The following is a 17,258-nucleotide window of genomic DNA, read 5'->3' on the forward strand; positions in this document are numbered from 1 at the left end:
TCACAGAAACGGATTTCACTAAATCTGGAGATTCCCTATGCGTATAACCATTACAGCGCCGGATAAAGAGATAAGAGGCCAGCTATGAATGATATCCGGCTTGATGATGAGTTATTCGACTTATCACAGGCCGCCGCCTACCTACGAAAATCCCCGCGAACCGTCCGCTTACTAATAAAAAATAAGCGACTAAAAGCGGGCAAGAGCGGAGCTAATGGCGGCGGAAGTTTTGAAATACTGAAATCAGCATGTCTTGAATATATCCACAGTAACCAACACAATCAGGCCGTGAATGCAGAAGACGGCCAAACAGATAAGGAATCTGTATGGCGCTCAAACAAAGGTACGGTAAGTGGTACTGTGATTTCGTTCGCCCGAACGGGGAGAGAGTTAGACGCTGCCTTGGTACGGCAGACAAGAAACAAGCGCAGGAACTCTTCGATCAGCTAAAAGCAGAAGCATGGCGAGTGGATAAGTTAGGCGAAATAGCTGAGCACACTTTTGATGAAACATGCTTGCGTTGGCTGACAGAAAAAGAGCATAAGCGCTCTTTGGATGATGACCGAACGAAGATTGAATTTTTCCTTGGTCATTTTTCTGGGATGCCAATATCCAGCATTACCGAAGATAAGATTATGAAAGCGGTGTCCAAAATGCCGAACAGGAAGCATAGGCAAATTTGGGAGTCAAAAAGGGATGCGGCATTAAGGAAGAAAAAACCAATCCCTGGCTATGTGGAAAAGCAAGTTTCACCAGCAACAAGAAGCCAGCATCTTTCATTTATACGCAGTCTGTTACGAGCGGCGGCGGACGAATGGAAGTGGCTAGCTAAAGCACCAGTAATCAAGACCAGAAAACCACAGAGCAAGCGTATTCGCTGGCTGACAAAAGATGAGGCTGTAACCTTGATCAATTGTATGCCCGATAACTTCCGGCCTGTCGTGGTTTTTGCCCTGGCAACCGGACTGCGAAGGTCGAACATTCTGGATCTGGAATGGTCGCAAATCGATATGCAAAGAAAGGTTGCATGGATTCACCCAGAGAACGCTAAAGCGGGCAAGGCAATTGGCGTAGCTCTAAACGATATGTCATGCAAGGTATTACGTGAACAGATAGGTCGGCACTCAAGATATGTGTTTGTCCACACCTCGGCATGGCACCGGGCTGATGGAACAAAAACCGATGAGGTTAGGAAAATGCGCGTTGATGATAATACAGCATGGAGAACTGGATTAAAGCGATCAGGAATAACTGATTTCCGTTTTCACGATTTGCGGCACACCTGGGCAAGTTGGTTGGTTCAAGCCGGAGTCCCACTATCAGCACTTCAGGAAATGGGTGGATGGGAAAGCATCGAAATGGTTCGTCGATATGCTCACTTGTCGCCAAACCATCTAACTGAGCATGCGCGTAAAATTGACGAGGTGATGGGGATTAATGTCACTAATCTGGCACTTTTAAAAAAGGTTGCTGATAATTAGGGGTTAAATAGAGGGTAACTCATTGATTTTAATGGTACGCCCTACAGGATTCGAACCTGTGACCTACGGCTTAGAAGAACGGTGGGCACCTATCAGGATAATGTCAGTGTGGTATTGGAATACTGAAGCGATATATAGCTAATCGTTTGTTCTGCTAACATGGGCCTGCTCAAGTGGTTTTCGTAAAATAATACATTTAAAATCATATGGATAAATAACTTCCTTTGCCACTGCACTGTATTTTTTAAATATAACCTCTGGCACTTTTTCTTGGCTCAGCTATTCTCAATATAGGTGACTAATCTGGTCACACCTCATACCACTTGATAGGTAAGGAGTTTTTATGGGAAAAACTGTAGTAAAAATCAGAATTTTTGAAGTTGATGACGCGCAGTTATCTGCACCACTGGCTCAAGGCGAGAATACACTCAGTATCCCTTGTAAATCAGATCCCGAATTGTGTATGCAGCTAGATGGATGGGATGAACATACCAGTATTCCAGCAACTCTAGATGGTCAGGACCGGATGCTATACAAGAAGCATTATGATCAACATCAGGATGCTTGGGTGATGAGGGTAACGTGATTGTTGTAATAAGAAGATCCGTCAACCCATGACTAAAATTTATGAATGACGGTTTCTTCTCTTACAATTCAGTACTATCAGTAAGCGAAAAATCAATCCGAATACCAATCAGTAAAAATAAGCGATTAGAACGTTTCCAGCACTTTGAATTGCATACAAATTAGCATCATATCTGGAGAAAACAGTTCATATTCCTCAAAAAAACGTTGTTGCGTTTTACGCCAGTAAGCCAGCGTTCTATCGCCCTCACCTTCAGCTAAGGCGTGAGCCTCGTCAACTTGATCAAAGGTTTTCAGTTCTACGTCAGTCAATTCAACAACACATACCGGTTCATTGCGACCATTGACTACAACAAATATATCACCCGCCTGTGGCACACCATCTTCATCTAATGCAGCACAGGTCGCTGTTTTAGTTCCCTTTAGTACTAGTGTCAATACTTCATCAGCCACTTGTTCGGTATCACCGAATGCCCAACGCTCTACGTCTTCATATTTTTGTGGAATTGTAGCCATAGTTTCATTATTCCTATTTGTAATCTTATTGATGCAGAGCATATTACACTTTATCTTAGCTGGTACGAACCGACTAACTCTCGCATCAGCATAATTTTTCGCTACTATAGCTAACTTGCAGTAAATAAATGAATCTCGTCGAGCTGGCCCAAGTCAGACAATAATACTCAAATGAAAATAAGGACCCTATAGTGACCAAACGCTTACAGACGAAACATTGGAAGATGTTTGTGGTATTACTTTGTATTTGTGGCGCATTAATGCTGCTGCGGTGGGCGTCTATGATCTTTGGCTGATCTAATCGCCACTAGCGTTTGTCTTTAGGTAAAAATAGGCAGCCACATTTCGGGCAAACCAATGCCGTATTTTTTTGCACTTTTTCTGAACTCTGCTCAGAAGCCCCACCACAATCCGGGCACTTAATTTTCACTTTGGCGCTGCTAACCAGTCTTTTGACGCTATCAAGAAATGACATATGCTTGCCTCTCAGTTGTACAACCTTGTTAGATTACGTTAACCGACGGCAATAAACCGTGGAGTGGTCAGCGTTTACTCAGATTATCTGTACCGGACCAGATTTTTGTTAGTGAAAATAGCCGGTTTTGCAGGAGACAACGGAAAAAAACAGGCAGAAAATGGAAGAATACGGGGAGAACATTCACCACGCAGCATGGCTTGCATGCTTGGCGTAGTGAAGTGGTAGGCAGGTTATAGGGAATCTTTGGTTAAGGATCAGTGATTCCATAATTCTTGGATCAAGCCTCTGACCCTAACCTTGGAAGCACCAGCAACCAAGCTGATAACACGGTTAGCACTCAAAGTAGAAACGTCAGTATTCCATTCATCAAAAGAGTGATCTGAGTAGCTATCGTTGAAAACCTTTTTTATCGAGGATTCAGCTTCGGACATCTCACTGAAACTCTTAGCGTTTATTAAGCACTGAGCAATGATTGAGACTTTTTTCATGTTTTATCCTTGATTATCGGTCGCATAGTGTAGCACAATTACGCTCCCTCTGATCATATGCTGCTTAAATTGTTTTCACTTGAAGCTAACAGATTGATAAAACAGCGGATTCAATAGCTTTATTCTAGCAACGTTCAGCATTAAGCACGCTCATTTACGGGTTTAAACTATTACCGACGTCTACCTACGTCATATAACAGCCCCTATACTGCCTTAAAAGGCCCGTGCCGTCATAAAATCTCGCTATAATATTCATTATTTATTCATTAGCAGCCCACGTTTTAATCAATTCACCTGCTACATTGCTATTGCTTTGTTATAACTAAAAGTGTTACCCCAGCAGGTAATCGAGGTATCAAATAATTAGCAATGTCTCCTCTATCGCTCTTTATTCTCTCTACCACAGCCGCAATCGTTGATGGCTCATTGCCATTATTCGACCTGATGTAACCCCGATATATCGGCCAAACATTCTCTAGTTGCCGTGGATGGTAGCCGCATCTTGTAATAACTCCCCCATCTCGATGGTTCCTGGTGGCCGCAGTGACCACACCGGCCCTTGTAACGCTTCGGCATAACCCGCCTGATACAAACGCTCCATCTTGATTGGATCAAAAATCTCTGCGCCGTTAATATCGATATTCGACGGAATAGTTATCCAGTGAAATCCAGATTTCTCAGCCAAAGAAAAAGCATAAATACGATATAGATCCCCTACCAATGCCGCTTTACTGGTTGAATCAAGGGTCCGTAGGGCGATATTGCGTACCAAACGTGGGATAGGTTCTGGTTGTGGCCCAAGCTGCCCATTGTGAATGATGTAAATATCTTCTTTGCTGTCTGGCAGACCGGCTCTGGCACGTACGACTTTAGAGCTGTACACCCCACCATTGTAGAAGACCCGCGCCGCAACCCCACCGTCAACATGCATTTCATCGTAGTGCTTGCCATTAGCCACCACATCAAAGAATACCGGTGAAAAAGCGACAGGTACTGAAGAAGAGGCCAACATGACTTTACGGAATAACATTAAAGCCTCGGGTGTTCCTTTAGTGGCAATCAACCCCATATTCCAGACAATAAATCTTTGCGAGTCTAGATCAACCGTGCCCATATACAGTCGGCGACCATGCTGATGAGCTTTGGCTATCTCCCCTAGCAACTGAGGTGTGATATGACCAGCGATCAACTGAGATAACGGGCTGGTATCCGCTAATGATTCGCGGAAAAAGAGACGAAACAATAGATTATCCAGATGGAAAATATCACGAGTGGTAGTTGTAGTATAAAAGTCATGCAACGCCTGATCGTAATCACTGCCTAAAAAGGCAAAAGGCGCAATCAGTGCCCCCGTGGAAACCCCACTAACCACTTTAAAAACTGGACGTTTGCCCGTTTTAGTCCAACCGTTTAGAAACCCGGCACCGAAAGCCCCATTTGGGCCACCACCCGATAACGCTAAATGGGGGTAAACAAGTGTCCCATCAGCAGCACGGAACATCTCTTTCGATTCGTCTCTGTAAGATTGCAGTAAATCTGCTTCAAATACCGGGCTAATATGCCCTGCTCCCGCACGAATATTCGGCATTCCGGGGATCTCTGCCACTGGCATCAACTCCACCGGCACTGGATTTCTAGGTAATTGGCTACATGCCCCCAGTAAAAAAATCCCAATCAGCAACGCTACGGAACGTATTAGCTTCCAGCTTGTTATCATTATATTTCCAGGCAGATGCAGCCAAATATCACTGACTACATTTATACTATTTCTATAATAATCTCACAAAATAATGTCATCTGTAATGCCATTATTGACATAAGATACAATACCAGCAAGGCTGATTTAAACGGCTAGTGACCATTGATAGCCCGGCCCCAAACTGGATAAGTAAAGCGCTAACCTCTTTTTAGCGCAATAATATAGGTATCCCCACGACCCGCGGCTCAAGCCGACTTCCGCGATAATGTTCGCCATTGTTGCACCGAAGGTCGCTGCCATTGATAGTTCGCATACTGACGAAGATATTCTGGCAGTTTGTCGCCATTCATAACTAATCGATTGAGCATTAGTGCCAAATCTGTATCTGCAACACACCATTCGCTGAATAGATACTTCCTGCCATCCGACAGTAAGCGCTCTAGTGCTGATATAAGCTTATTGGCTGCGCGTTGAGCACTGTCAGATAAAGGAGGCAGCTTCAAGCCAGCAAAAACGACTTCAGTTGGGCGTTCGCTGCGAATAGGCATAAAATCACTGCGTAACCAAGCCTGTATTTCCCGCGCTCTGGCACGCTCTTGTCTATCCTGCGGATATATTCGCGTGTAGACCGGTGAAGGGAAACGTTCTTCCAGATATTCCGAAATAGCAGAAGATTCAGATAATTGAAAATTATCAATAACCAGAGTCGGCACCCGACGTGTTGTCGATAGGCGGGCGTATACCTCCTGCAAATGCTCCCCAGAGGATAGGTTGATGGTACTCAATGAGAAAGGGAGCGCTTTTTCTGTCAATGAGACGAACACTGACATGGCATAGGGACTGAAAAAATCCGCATCGGCGTACAACCTAATGGATTGCTGACTCATTGAGGCTCCTACTGATCATCTAAAATCGTCAGTAGGATATCCGCATCAGGAGTCGTTATATGCTTCCCTTCAAGGAAGCCAGCAAGTTTAGCCGCTGCATTATGCTCATACACTTCATAACCATCAATTCGATAGCCAGGCACGCCATCTTGGCCACGAATATACTCATCACCATCGATATAATACTCAACAACACCGCTGCAATCTTCAATCTCATAACGTTTATCAAAAGGAAACTGTTTCATCACTCATCCTAAAAAAATAATACATACCTATATAATGCCAATTTATGACTATGTTAGGAAGTCGTGGTCATAATTTAAGCTTTGGCTATCAAAGACGTCAGTACTGGATCCGAGAAACCAGCTAGGGCTATGACCACCACGATGGATAACTAAATACTCTTTTTGAGAGTATTTAGTTATTAAATTACCCCCTAATATTCCCAGTTTATTTATAACATCCCACAATAGACCCAAATAAATTATCAAAAAAATTAACTGCCATTTTTTCAATGAATTAAGGTAAGCTGTGCTGCCTAAATAAGGGGATAGAATGGGTAGCGAAATATTTATTGCTGTACTAGGTGCTGCGTTATTACACGCTTGCTGGAATGCATTAGTCAAATTTGGCAACGATCGTTTTGTTGCCATCTCGTTGATGGCAATTTTCTCCGGTGTGATTTCACTATTCGGAATTTTCTTTGTTGGATTGCCCTCTCTGAATGCGCTTCCCTGGTTACTGTTATCCGTGGTTTTCCACACAGGTTATTGCCTATTTTTAAGCAAAGCCTATGGACAAGCTGAATTTGGCCAAATTTATCCTATTGCACGTGGCGTTGCTCCACTATTAAGTGCTCTGCTCTCATGGTGGATTTTGTCGGAAACTCCACCCGGATTAGCCTTATTAGGCGCAGCTATTTTAGTTTCCGGTGTCATTATGATGACATTTGATGGCTGGTCTGGCCCTAACAAGCTCAATCTCAGGGCTATTATTTATGCCTTAATTACGGCAACCTTTACTGCCAGTTATACGTTGTCGGATGGCGCGGGGAGCCGAGCCAGCATTGAACCACTCAGCTATATCCTTTGGCTGTTTATGTTCAACGGGATAACCATGTTTGGGTTACTTTGGATCATGCATCGTCACATCGTTTTCCGTGAAATGCGTCAACATTGGCGCTACGGAGTCATCGGCGGTGCAATGCAGTTGCTGGCTTACGGTATTGTAATTTGGGCGATGAAAAGCACCCCAATAGCTCTGGTCGCCGCGCTCCGTGAAACTAGCGTACTTTTCGCTATGGTTATTTCTATCTGGATGCTAAAAGAGAAACCCTCGGTGTTACGTCTTATAGCCAGTGCCATAATTATGACCGGAGTGGCAGTAACCAAATTTGGATGATATTTAACCAGACAATAGGGTCCCTATTTTCTCCCCAAAAAAACGAGAAGATAACCTCGCCTATAAACACGCTATACTCATATAAATCCTATAAATAAGGGGAATATATGCTCATAGGGTTTGTTTTACTGGTTAGCACCTGCGGGATGGATGCTTGTGAGGCTCTGCCCGTAACAGATGATGTCTACACAACACGTCACGAATGTATGACTGTAGCCATTCGCCTTCATGAAAGAAGGCCTGACGTAGTCTTGATTTGTGGTGAGGTATACCGTGAGCCACAAGTTAGCGAAAGCGGTATAACCCTCCCGAAACTGTCACAATAACTGAATCGCCCCGTTTCCCATAGACACGTTATTACCTCATAATTACCGTTTAATGAAGATAGCGGGACTGAACGCTCAGATAGAATACCCTGCATGGGTTGCGCACTAACCCGCCTGATATTATGACAAACCTCGACAAGCGGCAGGATAGCTTCACCTTTGAGGCTGATTATTTGGACAATAAGGTCTGTTATATCAGTTTTGACATTAAACTCACCAAGCGAACCATTGTTAAAGAGCAAGACGGGGTATTAACCGTGACTCATTTGGATGAGCCGGTACCGCCAGAATATTTTGTCAAAAGCTACAAAGTGAATGTTGACGGCAAAACCGTGGCGGAGTGGGCCGTATGAATGACCTGTATGAGTTGGAGCAAACTTTATCAATCTTGCTGGCGCAATTATCACCGCAGGCACGCGGCGCATTTATGCGTCAAGTCTCCAAAGAGCTACGCCAGCGCCAGCAAAAGCACATTCAGGCCCAGCAGAATCCGGACGGATCACCCTTTGTTGCCCGCAAGAAAAAACGCCGCGATAAGCAAGGCCGTATCAAGCGCAAGATGTTTACCCAACTGCGCACCGCTCGTTTTATCAAGGCCGAATCCAACGCCGACAAGGCCGTCGTCACCTTTAGCGGTAAGGTTAATAATCTGGTGCGGGTGCATCACTACGGCTTGCGCGATAAAGTCACAAGGAACGGGCCAACAGTGAAATATGAGCGCCGCCAGTTGCTAGGCTTTACTGACGGCGGCAGTGAATGGATTGGGGATCTGGCATTGGAACGCATTGCCAAATAGTTATTCCTGCTTCAGCTATTTATCTTTTCTCATTAAATGAAAAGTCACTTTTGTCATTAAATATGACAGAATAAGAGCAATAATAGCCATTTCGTAATAGAGCGCTATCAGAATGTTCGTATTAAGAAAGTTAAAATAGCTGATTGCATCGCCAAACTGATCACTTGACAATACCAAGACTAGTACTTCTGGAATAAGGAAAGTCAAGATAACAAATAAAACAAGAAAAGTCCCAAATTTAGCCAAGCGCATCATACAGCTCCTTTGTAGTCTTTGAAATTTATAATTATAACGTATAGTACACGACTATTAACAATCAATGGAGTGCTAGTTAATGAATGCTTCTCTTTATTTAAAAGAAAAACTAAATGCAGATAGGATGTTATCACTCTCACTAGGTCGTGGGATAAAAGAAACCATGAACTCTGCCAAGGGAACAGTCGAGAGTGTATACAGTGGCATAGAGAGAGCCAGCTGGTATACATCCTGTTTCTTTGAAAAATATGCGAGTGAATGTCAGGAGATAAAGGCTGAGGATGCAAGAATAATAAAGGCAATATCTGAGATATACAAAAGATCTGATGTTATCTTTGACATGATAAAGCTTTATGTCGAGTATGTTCTTGATAAGCATACACCGCGTGAGAATGCGCGGAGTTCTGCCTATCACGCATCCCATTTGGGTGCCAATCTCGCAGTTTCAATAGCCTCAAAAAAATCAATAGCTTATTCTATAGCCAAGACAGTTTCTGGCTCATTCCCTGTATCGAATATTGTACGGGCGGAAATAAATAAAAAAGGTTTATTTCTAATTAATGCCGCTGATTTATATGGCAAAGTTCAAAAATCCGCCATGGCGGCCAGGAAGCTGCAAGTCATTGACTCTGGATATTATAACTTGCTACGAATCAATAATATAGAAATGCTTTATGTTTATATCGACCCGATTATTTCTAAAGCGATGGAAAAAATACGTTCGAACTCCAATTTAAGTTTTGATGAAATTGTGAATATACTTAATGGCATGGGAAAGTAATGAAAAGAATATTATATAATATATTGTTTTCGACGATCCCATTTATTGTTATCGTTTTACTCGCAGCCTTCTATTTAGAGTTCATTCCTAATCATTTTGGTAAGCTGACATTAGTAACAATTGTGATTGTTTTTTTTGTATCATGCAAAATAATGCCTAATAAATATATCTAAAATAAAATCAATGAGATGACTATGTTACAGTCATCTTTTGAACAATTCATGTAATAAGCAGGTCTTCCTTTCTTATCCCCTATCCGCCAGTCTATCAGCGACATTCTGACCACGCCGCAAGGTACGCGGGTGATGCGCCGTGATTATGGCTCACTGTTATCAACCTTGAACGACCAGCCACAAAATCCCGCTTTACGCTTGAAAATGATGGCCGCTGTTTATGGCGCAGTGATGCGCTGGGAGCCGCGCGTTATCCTGAATGCCATCGGTATCACCACCCAGGTTGACGGTAAGATGATTATGGACTTAACCAGTAGCTGTACAGACAGCGACAGCCGGTTAAGTCTGCCCGTGCCATTAGGGGGCCAATAATTCCAATCATTGATTTAAGCCAATTATATCCCATTGGGTAAATTTGGTGTGGCCGGTGAGCACGGCCCAGAAATTGTTAACGGCCCGGCGCAGTAATCACAGCGGCCAGACCAATGCGCTAACATCGGAGTTAACAAACCGTCTTAAATCATTTCAGGTAGAAGTAATCTTGCCACCAGAGGAAAACCCACAGGTGCAACAAAAGGCACTTCATACGCTTCCAAAGCGGCACGGAGTGTATTTAAGAAAACAAAACTCCCATTTGGTATATCGTTGCCCACATGGTTAGGGGGTTATACCCCACTGACTGCGAGGCGAGTTATGGTTCGTAATATCGCCCCGTTTGTTGGTCGCTCTATCCCCCTACTTGGCATCATCATTATCGCTGCTGACGTATCAGAGATTACTTACCATACAATTCGTGACTACAACATGATAGCGAGGGGGGCCGATAAGTTATGGTAGATGATATTGAGCAGCGAATTTATGATCTTGTACGGCCTTATGCTGGCGTCTATTTGTTCAATAGAGAGCAAGTGGTTTTAACCCCCGATACAGACTTAGACACTGATCTAAGTATTGATGAGCTTGAAATAGAAGATCTAATGAATGATTTTTTTAAAGAATTCTCTGTGCAAAAAGGAAATTTCAATATTAAAAATTACTTCCCTGATGTTCCTTTTTCTTTCAATCCATTCAAGAAAATCGCCCCCGTACCCGTTCCAGATTTCACTATAGGAATGCTTATCGATTCGGCCAAAGCAGGCCGCTGGCTATACGATTGAACAGACCGGGCCATTAAGCCCGGCTTTGATTGTTACTCTGGCGCTACTGGCCACTCGATATGGTAATCCCCCCTAAAAACTGGGGTACTCATAAGTAGAATTTTCTCGTAACATTAATTGAGGAGATTCAAACACAAAAAAACCGCCTCACGGCGGCTAACGATGTACTCGTACTGCTTTGTTTTACTTATACTATTTTCCATGGTGCCCGGGCCGGGACTTGAACCCGCACAGCCATAAGCCGAGGGATTTTAAAATCTGTGTTTTATTTATTAAAATCATATGGTTAAAAAAATAATAGGAACATGGAATAATCTTACCACTCAATTATTTCAGTGAGTTGCACGTTATTTTAATGACATCTTCCTAAAATTTATATGAATAGACGGGGAAATTATGCCCAGCTCCTTTCACCTGCTATTTTCAGAGTTTTGCTCACTACAATCGTTTGGAATAATCAACCTAAATCTAATATGCTTGAACGGAAACTAATGTAGTAACAACAAGGAAAAGTTATGGATACGGTTGAGGAGTTGGGCAATACCTATTATTACAGTAACATGATGAATCTTCCAGCTAATGAACTGTTTTACTGGATTATGCTGGATGTCACTGTCGAGCACTTTACCAGTTCAGATGTGGCGGTTGATGTACTCGCTGCTGCCGCTGTCTATTCTGGGAGAAACAACATGACAGTATCTGGTAAACTTGCCAATGCAACACCTGGTACTTCAAGGGCATCTTTAACGGCCAGACGACATTTGAAAGGATATCGCTTACCCATTCGTCTACCAACTCTCATTGGGGATATCACAAGACCTCACAAAATCAAAACTATCATGACGGATAGGTTGGCTACTTTCGTTGGTAGAACTATACCTGTTGTTGGTTGGATCATACTGGCTGTTGATGTGTCGCGCATTGCAGGTAAAGCCGTTAGCCGCTATAACACGATTGCCCGGAAAGAGGATCGGATATGGTGATAACTGATATTGAAAAAACCGTCTTTGATATAGTTGAAGAGTTTAATGGCCTCAGTATATTAACATTTAAACGCTACCCCCTTAAAAAAGAAACAGATTTGAATGCTGATTTTAAAATGGCCCCTGAAGATGCCGCAGAGCTACTGGAGAAGTACGCCGAAAAATTCTCTATCGATCCGAGAACCATCAATTTCGGTAAATTCTTTCCTCCACATATTAGAAACCCGCATGAACCATTAACCATCGCTATGCTTATTGAATCCGCCAAAGCAGGCCGCTGGCTATACGATTGAACAGACCGGGCCATTAAGCCCGGCTTTGATTGTTACTCTGGCGCTACTGGCCACTCGATATCAGGTGCTTTTGATGTATCGATACGGCTCAACAACACACGATAAGTTTTCCATGCTGTGAGCCGGGCTTTCTCGTCATTCGTTGCAAGTTCGGTATCTACCGCATCTTGCAGTGGCGCAATTATCACTGTCGCTTCATTCGATAATCGGGCTTTCTTCTCTTCTGCGGCCTGTGTTTCTGATGCTTGCTGTGCCACTTTATCTGTTACCCACTTAGCACCGTTCCACTTATCGTAGGGTGTTTTGGGCGCTAGTAGTGTGAACGTGGATGGCAGTTCGCCAATATCGTTTACTTCCTGTGAATAACCATCCGCTGTGCTGTACACTACTGCGCCGCGCAAATCCCCCGCGATATCCCCGCGCCCTGCAACTATGAGATTTGAATTAGAAGTAATTGTGCCTGCAGCCGATAATGTGCCAGGTAATTGGATCCTTGCGTTTGTTGCAGATATCCCCCCAATATTATCTATAGCTGATGTCTGTGCCGCTGTACCTGCTGCTGCAATTTCAGAAAAATTATTACTTGTCCGCAGAAACAGTTTTTTCAGTGCTGTCATTAGCTGAGTTCTGTTGGATTTATCAAGCGCCACACCTGTCGATTCGACAACCCCAGCAATCTCCTCCTGAATAGCATCAAAATAATCATCATCCAAAGCTGTAGCCGGTTCGCCAGTTTGTGGGTTGTCACGGGTAAAGCCGTTCTTGCCCGCGCCAAATTTATCAATTTGGGCGGAAGGTGTGTCAATACGATGCATAAAGGGTTACTCCGGGTATAAGAAAGTCACGTAGGTGTGCGATGGGCAAAGTTTATTGATGATACATTCAGCCATGGTGTCGCCCCACGTTCTCAGGCTATCGGTACACGGTGAAACGCAGGTCATGTCGATGATCTGGGTGGTGGTTGGCATATTGACCTGCCACCAGAAGCGCCACTCTTCCGAATAAGACGAATCAATACAGGTCGAGGTGCAACGAAAAACATCACTTTCAAACTGTGTGATAGTGGCATCTGGATAACCCAGTGCTGCCAGTTGTGCCAGATAGAAACTCTTATTAATCCCACCGGTAATATTGATTTTTTGCGTCTAGCCGTTGCTGACGCTGGGACAGGGTCTGCACACCGGCTGGCGCGCAAGAATCAGGTAAGCCGGTTAATTGCTCATAGCGGTCGATCAGTTCGGTGGTAGTGCGTGGGTCAATTTCCACCATCAAACCATCCCCGCGCTGATGGATGCGGGAGTAGGACGGCGCAAACCCCAACAGCAGCGGATCATTCCCCTCCCATGCCGGGCCTCGCGGCAGGAGGTTTTTTAATAATTGGGCATAGCCGTCGGTTAGCTCCACGTTATCTCCCCAACAACTGGCAGTTCGGTGTAGGCCAGAGCCATATCGTCAGTAGGACTGACCAGAACGTGTTTGTATTCGCCAGTCGCAATACTAATAGCCTCACTGATACGCGAATGATCCAACGTGCCACCAGGTACGCCATCACGCATAAACATGGCGCGTAATTCTGCCACCACTGCATAACGCACTTCGGCGGTATCTGGCGTGAGTCGTATATGGAACGGCACCACTTTGGCAACCGGCGGAAAGGTGTAGAGACTGGCCCCCGCCACCGGAGACAGCGGCAGAATGTGATCGCGTACAGCGGTGACCACCGTATTGTCCGGTATTGGATTTTCCAAGTTGCTGTTGGCCACCATGACGCCCACGGTACCGGTACCCATCCAATGGCGATAGGTCCATGCGCGAGTAACACTAGGTACCTCTTTGGCCCAGATAATGTAATCACCATCTGCGCCGCCCTGCGGGGTGTAATACCACCGCTCAATGATCCGCGCCCGCCACTCCTCCACCGGCTCAATATCGGTGCCACCCCCGATGCTGTCAGCGGAGGCAGACGATGGCAGCCCATTAATAGGCTGAGCCAACACCATACTAATGCCGTCATCGGTATTACCCAACGTGCCAGCGATGGAGCAAATAACCGGCACCCGCAAAATACCCACAACCGAGGTAGCCGCCGCCGTAGTGGTATATTCCAGTAAATCATCACGCTGAATGATGGCACCGGCCGGTACCTGAATTCCGTTAGTAACCCCCTCCCAGCGCACAAAGCCCGCAGAAGTTGAAGGATCTTTGCGCGGGTAGCGCTTCATATTGCCATGTCGTACTAACCAATCCTCGTCGCACTGATCTGGCAGCATATTGCGGGCCAAGTAACCTATATAGCCGTAAACCGTATGCACCGCTGCCGCATGCACTCGGCTGTATACCTCGGTGTCGGCACGGCGCAGAACAGCATCATTTTGGAAGCGGGAATTTAGGTCACTGCGGATTTGGGTAATCAGCTGGGGAAGTGTCGGGCGGTTAAATCCGCTGTCAGCCATTGAGCGCACTCCATAAGTCATCAAATGTTATCAGCTGAGAATTTCCATCGTTGCGATACAGCGTTACCTCGGCGGTCAGCATATTGGTACCGAGCCGCTGCACATTGATGGTTATTCGTGAAACTACACCATCGTCTTTTAGCCAGGCTAATGCCTGCTCCAGGTAGCCTCGCGCCAGTTCGACGGTTTTATTAGTCAGCGTGGTGCGCTGTAGCAGGTACAGGCGGGAGGGTATGTTGCCATAGTTAAAACTCGTCGAATTCGTTCTCTTCTTCCTCTGGTGAACGTCCCCCCGGTCATTCTTATTCGGCTAAGGGGATCTAGACCGAGCAGCGAGCCGAGGCGCGCCAGTTGAGAAACACAGTCGTTACGGACGGCAACTGCTGGATGTTTTTTTAATCCACCGGTACCGCCGAGATCTGCCAGACCCAAGTTCTCAAGATCGTTGAGAGCCAGTTTGGTGATAACTTTTTCAGCGGTAATCATCAGGTGAAAGGAATTGCAGTATGCAAGTAACAGAGGTGCATCTTCTAATTCGAATGTGCCGCGTTCGATCAGGATTTTGCTTTGTGTTTTCCAAAGTCCGATCGCCGTCTCACTCAATAATTCTTTTGGGGGAGCAATTCGGGTCAGACTGCTTTTATTTTTGGTGGGTAAATTCTGTTTTCTTCCCCCACCAGCAGCCCTCATCGCTGTTCCCATTGATGACTCCAAATGTTAAAAATTATCGAAAAAAGATTTCTTATTTCGAGTGCATAAAAATCTGACGAGGCTGGCGTGTGTGCTTCTATCCGTATAAATTGTTGCCATTGCCCACGCGAGTTAGCGTATCAGTTTACGCATTCACCACATTCGGCTGGGTACTGTTTCACAACGATCGGATTAACCAACCCAGTACCCATGCGAATGTAGAAACACTAAGATAGCATCATAATTATTGCATTATTAATTAATAAACAACGTGTCAATGAGCCATGCATTAGTTTTGACAATCATTAAATATTGCGCGTATACCAGTATGGATGGGTGAAATATTCACCTGTAAGTATGGATAATGGAGAAATAATTATGCGTAATGTTATTAGATGCTGTTTTGTCATTGCCGCATTAACAATCACCAGCCCTGCTTTCGCGTTCGTATGCCAGAATCAACCGGATAGCAACGCTGAGCAGTGTGCTGAAATGTGCGCATTGGTGGGGGTGGGGGGTGTTATGGGTTACCTCCTTTGCTACTGAATAGAATAATTCAGTCAAAATACACTGATTGCTTAATAAGTATAAAGGCCGAAGAATTTCGATTTCCGCTCATGGAAACAAAGCCCCCGGCCTTACTGATGGACTAATCCTATTGATAACATCACTATAATAAGAGGTGCTTTGATTATGAAGACTCTAAAGCTCTTTATCATATTAACCACAATAATAGGGGCGTTTTTCTTCACAGTAACCGCAAATGCAATGAGTCAAGAGTGGGCAGAGTTCGTTTGCAAGAACTGGACATCCTTAAGCGGAGAGGCACTTCACAACTGCATAGCGCAACTCGGCCCAGGTATTTACGAGTAAGGAAGCGGCTCTAGAGACGACAAAACCCCGCGATATGCGAGGTCTTTATTTTTCATGGTGGGTTACATGTGAGATATGCCACCATTTAGAGAATCTACGCCAACTTCGGACAAAATGCAAATAAATAATTAAATTATGTTGCCATTAGTGCCAATCATGCCGCTAACGTGTGATTTTCTGGAATTCAGATTCGGCGTAACTCTCTTCAATATCGCATTTAGCCACCAGCGACTCATAGAACGGCTTCCAGTTACGCCGCCATGTCCTTTCATTGAGTTCAGGAAGCAACGCTGTGATAGCCTTGTACGCTGTTGTCGAGGGTGTTCGTTTGTATCCAATTCCTGAGCACCGCTCACACTCTTTCTCTACCGGCGCACCAATCCGTTTGGATTTCTCAAGGTCGCGCACCTTGCCGGTACCGTTACAGCGGCAGCGAATAGAGATAGCGCCCTTAACCTCATCAAGCCGGCCTTTGCAGATCCGTAGCTCTCGCTTTAACTCCATCGCATACAATCCGCCATCTCCCCATGTAATACCGGTAAATTCTGGAATTTCACAGGGGATAAGCGCTGACTCTGGGGGCAATAATAGGACGGATTCTGTAACAAGCGGTTTAGCTGGCTTATTCACGCATGACGCTAATGACATAACCAGGCATAGGCTTGATAGAGCAATCATCACTCGCCGCTGCTGCTGCTTTAAACCGTGCAACCTGTAATTCGCTGGCATTACGTAGAGGGCCGTTAATCGTCACCGCTCCATTCAATACAATAGTAGGGGATGTGATTTCCGTGCCACCCTGCGCATTCGCTATTAACTTGCCTAATGTCTGCACGGTTACAGTGTGGTTTGCTGGGTTAATTTCAACATATGCCCCGCCATCATCACTACGAAACTGCGCGGCACTGGTACTGATACCGCTGATTTTCTTTGCCTGCGACTG

Annotated in this window: 22 protein-coding genes and 5 pseudogenes; 13 read left to right on the forward strand and 14 right to left on the reverse strand. The window is 44.8% G+C overall.

What is annotated here, in order from left to right; translation table 11 throughout:
- Positions 1-326: 326 nt before the first annotated feature.
- On the forward strand, positions 327-1,481 hold the full coding sequence (locus AEP37_RS20465; RefSeq protein ID WP_049615080.1) for a tyrosine-type recombinase/integrase: 1,155 nt from the start codon (positions 327-329) through the stop codon (positions 1,479-1,481).
- 343 nt (positions 1,482-1,824) lie between these two features.
- Positions 1,825-2,067 (forward strand): DUF1480 family protein, encoded by a 243-nt coding sequence (locus AEP37_RS20470; protein WP_049615081.1) that lies wholly within the window; start codon positions 1,825-1,827, stop codon positions 2,065-2,067.
- A 125-nt stretch (positions 2,068-2,192) separates the two neighbouring features.
- Here the strand turns inward: AEP37_RS20470 and AEP37_RS20475 are convergent, their stop codons facing one another.
- Complete coding sequence (locus AEP37_RS20475) at positions 2,193-2,582, reverse strand: ASCH domain-containing protein (protein ID WP_049615082.1); 390 nt, start codon at positions 2,580-2,582, stop codon at positions 2,193-2,195.
- 188 nt (positions 2,583-2,770) lie between these two features.
- Here AEP37_RS20475 and yniD point away from each other — a divergent pair, with 188 nt between their 5' ends.
- Positions 2,771-2,878, forward strand: a complete 108-nt coding sequence (gene yniD, locus AEP37_RS27390) for a small membrane protein YniD (RefSeq protein WP_086018772.1) — start codon at positions 2,771-2,773, stop codon at positions 2,876-2,878.
- Between the two features lie 11 nt (positions 2,879-2,889).
- Here yniD and AEP37_RS26650 read toward each other — a convergent pair whose 3' ends face one another.
- The 5 genes from AEP37_RS26650 to AEP37_RS20495 form a co-directional block, all read right to left on the reverse strand.
- A complete protein-coding gene (locus tag AEP37_RS26650) occupies positions 2,890-3,057 on the reverse strand; it encodes a YnfU family zinc-binding protein (RefSeq protein WP_167337948.1) in 168 nt (55 codons plus the stop codon).
- Between the two features lie 257 nt (positions 3,058-3,314).
- Positions 3,315-3,548 carry a hypothetical protein gene (locus tag AEP37_RS20480; protein ID WP_049615083.1) on the reverse strand — a complete coding sequence of 78 codons (234 nt, stop codon included), beginning with the start codon at positions 3,546-3,548 and terminating at the stop codon, positions 3,315-3,317.
- A gap of 475 nt (positions 3,549-4,023) precedes the next feature.
- Positions 4,024-5,265 (reverse strand): patatin-like phospholipase family protein, encoded by a 1,242-nt coding sequence (locus tag AEP37_RS20485; RefSeq protein ID WP_049615084.1) that lies wholly within the window; start codon positions 5,263-5,265, stop codon positions 4,024-4,026.
- Between the two features lie 227 nt (positions 5,266-5,492).
- Positions 5,493-6,134: a glutathione transferase gene (gene yfcF, locus AEP37_RS20490; RefSeq protein WP_049615085.1), complete on the reverse strand. Its 642-nt coding sequence runs from the start codon at positions 6,132-6,134 to the stop codon at positions 5,493-5,495.
- Positions 6,135-6,142: 8 nt separating this feature from the next.
- Complete coding sequence (locus tag AEP37_RS20495; RefSeq protein WP_049615086.1) at positions 6,143-6,379, reverse strand: hypothetical protein; 237 nt, start codon at positions 6,377-6,379, stop codon at positions 6,143-6,145.
- Between the two features lie 310 nt (positions 6,380-6,689).
- On the opposite strand from AEP37_RS20495, the gene AEP37_RS20500 reads away from it, so the two are divergent.
- The 10 genes and pseudogenes from AEP37_RS20500 (at position 6,690) to AEP37_RS20555 (ending at position 12,299) form a co-directional block, all read left to right on the forward strand.
- Entirely contained in the window at positions 6,690-7,535 is an 846-nt protein-coding gene (locus tag AEP37_RS20500; RefSeq protein WP_049615087.1) for a DMT family transporter, read from the forward strand.
- A 107-nt stretch (positions 7,536-7,642) separates the two neighbouring features.
- Positions 7,643-7,861, forward strand: a complete 219-nt coding sequence (locus AEP37_RS20505; RefSeq protein WP_049615088.1) for a hypothetical protein — start codon at positions 7,643-7,645, stop codon at positions 7,859-7,861.
- Between the two features lie 98 nt (positions 7,862-7,959).
- The gene (locus AEP37_RS20510) at positions 7,960-8,214 is read left to right on the forward strand and encodes a phage tail protein (protein ID WP_268872770.1); all 255 of its coding nucleotides are present in this window, start codon (positions 7,960-7,962) and stop codon (positions 8,212-8,214) included.
- Positions 8,211-8,657 (forward strand): phage virion morphogenesis protein, encoded by a 447-nt coding sequence (locus tag AEP37_RS20515; protein WP_049615089.1) that lies wholly within the window; start codon positions 8,211-8,213, stop codon positions 8,655-8,657. Before AEP37_RS20510 ends, AEP37_RS20515 begins: the two co-directional genes overlap by 4 nt.
- Positions 8,658-8,991: 334 nt before the next feature.
- Positions 8,992-9,693, forward strand: coding sequence for a hypothetical protein (locus tag AEP37_RS20525; protein ID WP_049615091.1), 702 nt, complete (start codon positions 8,992-8,994; stop codon positions 9,691-9,693).
- Positions 9,694-9,947: 254 nt separating this feature from the next.
- Complete coding sequence (locus AEP37_RS20535) at positions 9,948-10,238, forward strand: GPW/gp25 family protein (protein WP_049615092.1); 291 nt, start codon at positions 9,948-9,950, stop codon at positions 10,236-10,238.
- 147 nt (positions 10,239-10,385) lie between these two features.
- Positions 10,386-10,703: pseudogene (locus AEP37_RS20540) on the forward strand (STM2901 family protein); the annotation flags it as partial.
- Complete coding sequence (locus tag AEP37_RS20545) at positions 10,697-11,023, forward strand: DUF1493 family protein (protein WP_049615094.1); 327 nt, start codon at positions 10,697-10,699, stop codon at positions 11,021-11,023. The pseudogene AEP37_RS20540 and the gene AEP37_RS20545, both read left to right, overlap by 7 nt.
- 515 nt (positions 11,024-11,538) lie before the next feature.
- Complete coding sequence (locus AEP37_RS20550; protein ID WP_049615095.1) at positions 11,539-12,006, forward strand: STM2901 family protein; 468 nt, start codon at positions 11,539-11,541, stop codon at positions 12,004-12,006.
- Positions 12,000-12,299: a DUF1493 family protein gene (locus AEP37_RS20555; RefSeq protein ID WP_049615096.1), complete on the forward strand. Its 300-nt coding sequence runs from the start codon at positions 12,000-12,002 to the stop codon at positions 12,297-12,299. The genes AEP37_RS20550 and AEP37_RS20555 overlap by 7 nt, the downstream gene beginning before the upstream one ends.
- A gap of 32 nt (positions 12,300-12,331) precedes the next feature.
- Here the strand turns inward: AEP37_RS20555 and AEP37_RS24375 are convergent, their stop codons facing one another.
- The 8 genes and pseudogenes from AEP37_RS24375 to AEP37_RS26655 form a co-directional block, all read right to left on the reverse strand.
- On the reverse strand, positions 12,332-13,114 hold the full coding sequence (locus AEP37_RS24375; protein WP_050692015.1) for a tail fiber assembly protein: 783 nt from the start codon (positions 13,112-13,114) through the stop codon (positions 12,332-12,334).
- A gap of 6 nt (positions 13,115-13,120) precedes the next feature.
- Positions 13,121-13,703, reverse strand: a pseudogene (locus AEP37_RS20570) (YmfQ family protein).
- Positions 13,694-14,752, reverse strand: a complete 1,059-nt coding sequence (locus AEP37_RS20575; protein WP_049615097.1) for a baseplate J/gp47 family protein — start codon at positions 14,750-14,752, stop codon at positions 13,694-13,696. Before AEP37_RS20575 ends, AEP37_RS20570 begins: the two are co-directional and overlap by 10 nt.
- Positions 14,745-14,987, reverse strand: coding sequence for a phage GP46 family protein (locus AEP37_RS25280; RefSeq protein ID WP_082170879.1), 243 nt, complete (start codon positions 14,985-14,987; stop codon positions 14,745-14,747). Before AEP37_RS25280 ends, AEP37_RS20575 begins: the two co-directional genes overlap by 8 nt.
- A 10-nt stretch (positions 14,988-14,997) precedes the next feature.
- Positions 14,998-15,454 (reverse strand): annotated as a pseudogene (locus AEP37_RS20580) (P27 family phage terminase small subunit).
- A 1,023-nt stretch (positions 15,455-16,477) separates the two neighbouring features.
- Positions 16,478-16,819, reverse strand: coding sequence for an antitermination protein Q (locus AEP37_RS27395; RefSeq protein ID WP_053101988.1), 342 nt, complete (start codon positions 16,817-16,819; stop codon positions 16,478-16,480).
- Between the two features lie 12 nt (positions 16,820-16,831).
- Positions 16,832-16,993 (reverse strand): annotated as a pseudogene (lysC, locus tag AEP37_RS28075) (Rz1-like lysis system protein LysC); the annotation flags it as partial.
- A pseudogene (locus AEP37_RS26655) lies at positions 16,938-17,258 on the reverse strand (hypothetical protein); the annotation flags it as partial. The pseudogenes AEP37_RS26655 and lysC, both read right to left, overlap by 56 nt.

This window comes from Yersinia pekkanenii (assembly GCF_001152565.1).
Classification (GTDB): Bacteria; Pseudomonadota; Gammaproteobacteria; order Enterobacterales; family Enterobacteriaceae; genus Yersinia; species Yersinia pekkanenii.